Annotated in this window: 4 protein-coding genes and 1 pseudogene; 4 read left to right on the top strand and 1 reads right to left on the bottom strand. The window is 57.7% G+C overall.

The features are described 5' to 3' along the window. The first annotated feature begins 69 nt into the window (after positions 1 to 69). From rimO to uvrA, 4 genes are read left to right on the top strand one after another with little or no spacing between them, the layout of a single operon-like run. Positions 70 to 1,500, top strand: coding sequence for a 30S ribosomal protein S12 methylthiotransferase RimO (rimO, locus tag ACF8AM_RS23055; protein ID WP_392557908.1), 1,431 nt, complete (start codon positions 70 to 72; stop codon positions 1,498 to 1,500). A 48-nt stretch (positions 1,501 to 1,548) separates the two neighbouring features. Next, positions 1,549 to 2,274, top strand: coding sequence for a CDP-diacylglycerol--glycerol-3-phosphate 3-phosphatidyltransferase (gene pgsA / locus ACF8AM_RS23060; RefSeq protein ID WP_392557909.1), 726 nt, complete (start codon positions 1,549 to 1,551; stop codon positions 2,272 to 2,274). Beyond that, the gene (locus ACF8AM_RS23065; protein ID WP_392557910.1) at positions 2,271 to 3,602 is read left to right on the top strand and encodes a CPBP family intramembrane glutamic endopeptidase; all 1,332 of its coding nucleotides are present in this window, start codon (positions 2,271 to 2,273) and stop codon (positions 3,600 to 3,602) included. Before pgsA ends, ACF8AM_RS23065 begins: the two co-directional genes overlap by 4 nt. Next, entirely contained in the window at positions 3,599 to 6,118 is a 2,520-nt protein-coding gene (gene uvrA / locus ACF8AM_RS23070) for an excinuclease ABC subunit UvrA (RefSeq protein ID WP_392557911.1), read from the top strand. Before ACF8AM_RS23065 ends, uvrA begins: the two co-directional genes overlap by 4 nt. Before the next feature lie 470 nt (positions 6,119 to 6,588). Here the strand turns inward: uvrA and ACF8AM_RS23075 are convergent. Beyond that, positions 6,589 to 8,064, bottom strand: a pseudogene (locus ACF8AM_RS23075) (serine/threonine protein kinase); the annotation flags it as partial.

An 8,064-nucleotide genomic window follows, 5' to 3' on the forward strand; every position in this document is an offset into this window, starting at 1 on the left:
GCACGAATTATCCTGCGAATTGATTTTTGCGGCATTTTGCTTCTCCACCCTCGATCCTGATTTCGTTTGATGCAACTTCCCATTCTCCCGCAGAACAACGTGACGGTCGCTACACCGGGCACCGACCCGATGATCGATCCGGAAACGGGCAAACCGCGGGGGCGGTACGCGGTCGTGTCATTGGGGTGCCCGAAGAACCTCGTCGACACCGAACAAATGCTAGGTCGCCTCGACGCCGACGGTTACCGGATGGTCGATTCGGTCGACGGAGCGGACTTCGTTGTGGTCAACACTTGCGGGTTCATCGACTCGGCTCGTGATGAGTCCATGGCCGCGATCGATGAAATGCTGGCACTCAAACGAGACGGCAAACTTCGCAACGTTGTCGTCACAGGATGCTTGGCTGAACGTCAACAAGACAAACTGCTGCAGGCTCGGCCCGACATCGACGCCTTGGTCGGCGTCTTCGGTCGCAACGACATCGTTTCGGTCGTGGATGAACTCTATTCGGGACTGCAAGAACAACGCACGATATTCAAACCTGCCGCGGTCAACCCGCTCAGCGATGCGATGCGTTCGGCCGTCACCCCGCGTCACTTCGCCTACCTCAAGATCAGCGAAGGCTGCGATCGGCTGTGCACGTTCTGTGCGATCCCCAAGATGCGCGGCAAACACTTCAGCAAACCAATCGAACAGATCATCGACGAAGCCAAACGTTTGGGTGACAGCGGCGTTCGCGAAGTGGTCATCGTGGCTCAGGACACGACTTACTATGGCATGGATCGTTACGGCGAACCTCGTCTGAACCAGTTGCTGAAAGAGCTCGACAAAATCGAATCGATCGATTGGATTCGGCTGATGTACTTCTACCCGATGTACATCGACGACGCGTTGATTGACACGTTGGCATCGGCCAAGCGAATTGTGCCCTACATCGACATGCCACTGCAGCACGCCAGCGACAAGATGCTGAAACGCATGGCTCGCAAAACCACGCGTGCACTGCAGACCGACATCGTGCAAAAGCTTCGCTCGCGAATTGATTCGTTGGTGATGCGAACGACAATGATCACGGGATTCCCCGGTGAGACCGAAGAGGACTTCGTCGAACTGATGGACTTCGTTCAGGAATCACGATTTGAAAACCTGGGCGTGTTCACTTACAGCATCGAAGAAGACACACCGGCGGCAAGATTGCCCGACCGAGTCGATCCTGATGTGGCCGCGCGACGTCGTGATGACTTGATGGAACTGCAACAACAAATCGCGTTTGACTGGAACGATTCTCGCGTCGGTGGAACCGAAGATGTTTTGATCGACGCAGAAATGCCTGAACAGGAAGGCGTCTTCATCGGTCGCACCCGAAGTGAAGCACCCGACGTCGATGGGTTGATTTACGTTTCACAAGTGGATCCGGAATCGCCCGTGGAAATCGGTCAAATTCGCCCGTGTGAAATCGTCGCCTCCCAAGGTTACGACCTGGTGGCTGCGGCAACTTGAGTTCGATCGCCCGCTCGTTTTTTTGTTCCCTTTGATTTTGGTCGCCTCATGGCTGGTCCTTCGATCTACAACGTCCCCAATGCTCTGACGACAGCGCGATTTGTGTTGGCGATCGCAGTGATGGCGTTGATTCCATCGGGCATGTACATGGCCGCCATGATCGTGTTTCTGATCGCGGCATCCACCGACTGGATGGACGGTTATTGGGCTCGCAAATACGGGCAAGTCACGAAACTCGGTCGGATCTTCGACCCGTTTGTTGACAAGATCATCATCTGCGGGTCCTTCATCGCCTTGGTCGAAGTCCCCGACAGTCCCGTCGCCGCTTGGATGGCCACGATCGTGATCGCTCGTGAATTGCTGGTCACCAGTTTGCGAGGCATCATCGAAGGTGCCGGAGGCGATTTCTCGGCCAGTTGGCTGGGCAAATGGAAAATGGTGCTGCAATGTGCCGCTGTTGTTGCCGTGCTGCTAACGTACATCGTCGCACCGGTCCCCGTTTGGTTGGGATGGACGACCTGGGCATTGCTCTGGGGCGCCATTGGGCTGACGGTTTACTCCGGCGTGGACTACACACTGATCGCCGCGCGAGTGATGCAGTCCGAAGCCGGCCTGGAAGTCCCAGCCGATCCAACCGTTGTTCCCGGCACCCCCGATTCATCGCAAGCCATGATTCCCGAAAACACGTCGAGCGAAAACAGCTCGAACAAGAACAAGACTTCGTCACGCGATGACAACCGGCGTGCCGTTTCCAACGAACTCCCGACCCAATGAGTTTCGGTTTGGCAACCGCGTCTTGGAAAGCATGTTCGTTCTTCGCGCAGAGCGTCACTGCTGAAACGGCTGATTCGACGGAGTCGACCTCCGCTGGAGAGGTGGCCGTCGAAGCCGCCGAGGTAGTGGAAATGGGCCCGACCGAAATCGCTCTGTCGATTTTGTCGATCCTGATCCTGCTGGCATTCGCGACTTCGTTGTCACGTTGGATCCGGCTCCTTTATCGCGGCTATCGACCGTTTGGTGAAAAAGCCTTCGTCCCGGTCCGCGCCAGGCACCTGCCGTTCTGGTCGGTCATTCACTTTGTGGTCTTCATCGGTGCGTTGATCTTCAGCTCGTCGTTGCTGCAGGGAGCTTTTCAGTTCGCTGGGTGGATCGAACGACCAACGATCACCGACACGGTCGAGCCAACCGATTCCAGTCCCGCTCCAGTCGTTGACTCGGATTCGCCGCAAGACGTTGTCGATGAAGAGGACGAAGCCGATTCTGGGGATGTGAATCCCCTCGAAACGGAGTCAGACAACGTTGAGACCGCTACCGTCGATCCGTCCGAAGCGGCCCCTGCCGAGGCGCTCTCGGTCCCACAATTGGCGCTCAGTTCGCTCGGCATGTTGTCGGCAACGTTGATCACACTCCTGATCCTCTGCCTGAACCATCGCCACGCCATCTCGCGGATTGGGCTGATTCCACAATCCGGTGACGTCGGGCTCGGTTTCCGATCCGCGTTGATGATCTTGCCGCCGACAATGCTGATCATGACCCTGGTCTCGATCATGCAGGAGTATTCGCACCCGGTTCTGGATGCACTTCAACCGGACGAAGCCGATGTCGGTCCCGACTATGGCGTCTTTGCTCTGTTGTTCTTCACGACGGCGCTGGTGACTCCTGTGGTCGAAGAGTTTTGGATCCGCGGTTTGCTGCAAGGCGGATTGCAACGATTGGCCGACTGGCGACGCTCGATCGCAAGAGAATCGTTGGACGCGGCCACCACTTTGAACGAAACGCCCGGAAACGAATTTGCGTTTGGAGTGGAGGACGCGGAGGTCCCCGCGGGCGAAGCGGCACCGATCGCGACCGCTCCGGTGGCATTGAATGCGGACGCCAACGATTGGACGCCCACCGCGATCTGGCCCGTTTTCGCGGCCAGCCTCGTGTTTGCGTTGCTGCATTGGGGGCAGGGCCTCGCACCGATCCCCTTGTTCTTTTTGTCACTGGGGCTGGGGTATCTGTACCGGCAAACCGGTTCGCTGATCCCACCGATCATCGTCCACTTCGTGCTCAACGGACTGACCATGGTGATGACTTTGATCGAGATGTCGCGGGCATGATTTCGCCGTCCACGGACAACTTGATTCGCATTCGCGGTGCCCGGGTTCACAACCTTCGCAACCTCGACGTCGACATCCCTCGCGACGCGATCACGGTCATCTCAGGAGTCTCCGGCAGCGGCAAGAGCTCGCTCGCGTTTGACACTCTGTTCGCCGAAGGCCAGCGGCAATACATCGACAGTTTGTCGACTTACGCCCGGCAATACCTCGACGCGATCCCGCGTCCCGATGTGGACTGGATTGATGGGCTGGCACCGACATTGTCGATCGATCAAAAGAGCGGTTCGCACTCGGCTCGTAGCACCGTCGCCACGATCACCGAGATCTACGACTACCTGCGACTGCTGTACGCGCGTGTGGGTGTTCCTCACTGCGTCGCCTGCGGCAGCACCATCAGCACCCAAACACCTGATCGCATCGTCGCGACCTTGGCGGCGTTGCCCGATCGCACCAAGCTGACTCTGATGAGCCCCATGGTTCGCGGCCGCAAAGGCGCACACGCGGATGTGCTCGAACAAATCGCCGGCCACGGATTGGTGCGTGCTCGCGTCGATGGCGAGATGTATCTGCTCGAAGATGTGCCGCCGCTGGCGGTTCGTAAAAATCACACGATCGAAGCCATCGTCGACCGACTGATCATCAAAGACGGCGTGGACGCTCGCCTGGACGAGTCCACTCGATTGGCACTGCGACTCGCAGGCGGCATGTGTTCGGCCTTGATCGACCGCGGGGATGGCGAACCGGAAACCAAACTGTTCAGCACCTCGATGACCTGTTTGGAGTGTGGTGAAAGCTTTGAAGAGTTGGAACCACGAACGTTCAGCTTCAACAGTCCCTACGGTGCCTGCCCGACTTGCCAAGGCCTTGGCAAAGTTGCCGTCCGAGGCGACAAATCGCACATGGTGACCTGTTCGACCTGTGAGGGCGGGCGATTGAAAGCCGAATCGCTCGCCGTCACGGTTCACGATGTCTCCATCGACGCCCTGTGCCGGATGCCGCTGCCGGACGCACAGTCGTGGATGGAAAACGTTGCCAAGCCACTCGACGCTTTGCAACAAAAAGTCGCCGCTCCGATCCAATCCGAAGTTGTTCGCCGCATCGATTTCTTGCGCCGTGTCGGTGTCGACTACTTAACGCTGGACCGTTCAGCGGAAACGCTCAGCGGCGGCGAAATGCAACGCGTCCGTCTGGCCACCAGCATCGGTAGCGGCCTGGTCGGCGTCTGTTACGTCCTGGACGAACCTTCAATTGGCCTGCATCCCGCCGACCACCACCGGTTGCTCGCCGCGATCAAGGAATTGCAAACTGCCGGCAACACGATCGTGATTGTGGAGCACGATGAAGACACCATCCAAGCCGCGGACCATGTCATCGATATCGGCCCCGGTGCAGGTCGCCATGGCGGCCGGTTGGTCAGTCAAGGCACCGCGGCAGAAGTCGCCGACGACGAATCCAGCCCCACGGGAGCCTACCTGTCCGGACGCTCAAAGATCGGACTGGACCGACCAAGACGCACTCCTCGCAAATCGCATCAGCTGACCCTGACCGGCGCAACGCTGAACAACCTGCAAAACGTCACCGCAAAAATTCCGCTGGGATGTTTGGTCGGGGTCAGCGGTGTTTCTGGTAGCGGCAAGAGCTCACTGATTGTCGACACGCTCTATCCTGCTCTGGCTGCCAAGCTGGAATTGGTCGCCGACCAACCCGGACCACACAAACGGCTGACCGGTGCTCAGCACATCGACAAACTGGTTCCCATCGACCAAACACCGATCGGCCGAACAACGCGAAGTTGCCCCGCCACCTACGCCGGTGTCATGGATCCCATTCGGCAAGTCTACGCGAGCACGCGAGAAGCCAAGACGCTCGGGTTCGCCGCGAATCGATTCAGCTTCAACAGTCCGGCCGGTCGCTGCGACGTCTGCAAAGGCAACGGCTTCGAACGCATCGAGATGAATTTCCTGAGCGATCTTTTGATCGAGTGTTCACGCTGCGGCGGCAAACGTTTCAACCGCCAAACGCTGCAAGTCCGCTTCAAGGGAGCCACGATCGCCGATGTGCTGGGCATGACCATCGACGCGGCCCAAGAGTTCTTTGAAAACGTTCCCAAAGTCCATCATTTACTAACATCGCTCGTCGACGTTGGACTGGGTTATGTGACGCTGGGGCAATCCAGCACCACGCTCAGCGGTGGCGAAGCCCAACGGATTAAACTGGCCACGGAGCTCGCGCGACCGGCAACTGGCAAAACGTTTTACGTGCTCGACGAACCCACGACTGGTTTGCACTTTGCTGATGTCCAGCGACTGCTCGTCGTGCTCGATCGCTTGGTCGAAGCCGGCAACACAGTCCTTGTGATCGAACACCAATCCGATCTGCTGGCAGCCTGCGACTGGCTGCTCGACCTCGGCCCCGGCGGCGGCTCCCAAGGCGGCCACCTGATCGCCGAAGGCCCGCCGGAAACCATCGCCGCCTGCCCCGAATCCGCCACCGGAAAATTCCTGCGGCTGCGATGAGTCTCGAGGTTTCCACCCCGACGTAGGCAAGCCAGCTCCTTCTAGGTCGAATTCGTGGATGACTCCGGAGGAGTCCGCGTCAATAGCTCGGGGCGGGAGCCCCGAGGCTGCTGATGAACCAAATGACATCGCCCCGGATGGGGCCGGCGTGGATTCGATGAGGGGCCGAGAACACTCAGACGGACAGGCAGGAGTGCCTTTTTGTACCCCGCATCTTTTGGGGGTCGCTTGCGTTGGGAATACAGGCGTTTTGACGCCAAACATCTCTTGTCCAAGAACCACTAGTGCTCGATTAGCGGAGATTAGTGTTCCCTTGGCCGCTCTGGCGGAACACTAATCCACTCTGATCGGACACTAATCTTTGGTGTTTCGTGATGTGGCGTATAAAAAGGCTGGAAGCCTATCCCACTAATTGTTCACCTTGTTATTGGACGTTGTGTTCCGTTGGCTCAGCAAAGAGCTTTCCGGGCTCACCTTGAGTGAAACGTCCCTTCGCCAAGTTCAAATCCGAGGTTGCGGGGAGTATTAACGCCGGTAGATACAGGAAATATCATACCGGCTTCGGGCGAGAGGCGTGACCAATTGCCATTCGCATCCAGCTCGGCACTCTCGTCGACAATCGACAAAGATAAATCATCGGCCCACAGACGCCCCCGCCCTTCGAGCACGACTTCGATCGACAACACCGACTCGTCCTCTGGGATATCGGCCACAATCTGAACCTCTTGCCAATCGCTGGTCCCCTCCAAACGCGCCGAATCAACGTGTGCGAATTTGAGTTGCCCGCCCTCCGAACGACTGATTCGGATTCTCAATCCCGCAGAGTCAGCTTCTTGGGTTTTAAGGTACCCGCTCAATCGAATTCGTCTTCCGGCAAACCGTCCGGCGTCGATCATCTGCCACAAGCTTCCGAGGTTCATTGATTGTGGTGCGGTGTCAGTCCGCTCCAACATGGCACTATACCGGCCTCCATGCTGAACAAAGTGATCAAGCTTCACCGTCCCCCCGCCTCCACCCCAGTGACGCGGGAACTTGAGCGGTACAGAAGGCTGCTTGTAGAACAAACGCCCTTCGAATTGTGCAGTGTCATTCTCCGGTTGATTGTGCTCGTTGTCCCGGTACAGCTTGCTTCGATTCTCCTCGGTCATTTCCGCATTGACGATCGTCCTCCTTTCGCCTGTTTTTAGATCCTTCAGGTGCAGGTCCACCGTGTCCCCAGGAAAGTGCTTCATTTCCCAAAGCAACTCGACTAAGTCCTCACTCAATCGCTTTTTCCATTTACGGCCGGAGAGTGCTCGCGATCGCAGAACAAGGTTTGCAATGGTGAACTGATCCACACCTGACAGCTGATAGGTCTTGGACTCGAATTCAACCAAGACTTTTCCATCCTCAAAATCCATGCGAGTGAACGGAGAAATCTTGGGCGGTTCCTCACCGCGTTCGATTCGCCATTCACGTTTGCCGACGGGATCAGACGCTTCTGATTCAAGCAACGCGACCCTCGCCACCTGTGTCTCGCCACGTTGAATGACGACGGACTGGTCCAACACCTCGAACCCGTCCACTTCACCGGCGATCTCGATCACGTACTCGCCCGCCTTCACTTCGACCGAGGCACCGTCGCTGGTGACCGTCAACTCCTCGACGACTTCGTCGCCTTTGCGAATCACAATTGGCACGTTTGAGTCTGCGGCGTTTTCGATCCGGAGTGTTCCCTGGTCGGTCGGCAGAAGGATGACGGTCGCGGCCCAAGCGAAGAAACCAAACATCCCGGCGGCAAGAACCCAAGGCAGCTTGCCGTCAAAACGCCCGCCGATACCGGAACGACTTGCCAGTGTCTTGGCTTGCGGTGCGGACTCAGGTGCTTTGACGTTGGCCGGATCCAGCAAATGAGCTTGCCAAGCTGTTAGCAACTCAGCGACTTCGGACGAGCTTTGGTAGCGAAG

This window comes from Rhodopirellula sp. JB055 (assembly GCF_043100905.1).
GTDB lineage: Bacteria > Planctomycetota > Planctomycetia > Pirellulales > Pirellulaceae > Rhodopirellula.

What these genes read in the sequence shown, in the direction of transcription:
- rimO (WP_392557908.1), top strand. Translation starts at nt 70, where the DNA reads ATGCAACTTCCCATTCTCCCGCAGAACAACGTGACGGTCGCTACACCG.
- pgsA (WP_392557909.1), top strand. Translation starts at nt 1,549, where the DNA reads ATGGCTGGTCCTTCGATCTACAACGTCCCCAATGCTCTGACGACAGCG.
- uvrA (WP_392557911.1), top strand. Translation starts at nt 3,599, where the DNA reads ATGATTTCGCCGTCCACGGACAACTTGATTCGCATTCGCGGTGCCCGG.
- ACF8AM_RS23065 (WP_392557910.1), top strand. Translation starts at nt 2,271, where the DNA reads ATGAGTTTCGGTTTGGCAACCGCGTCTTGGAAAGCATGTTCGTTCTTC.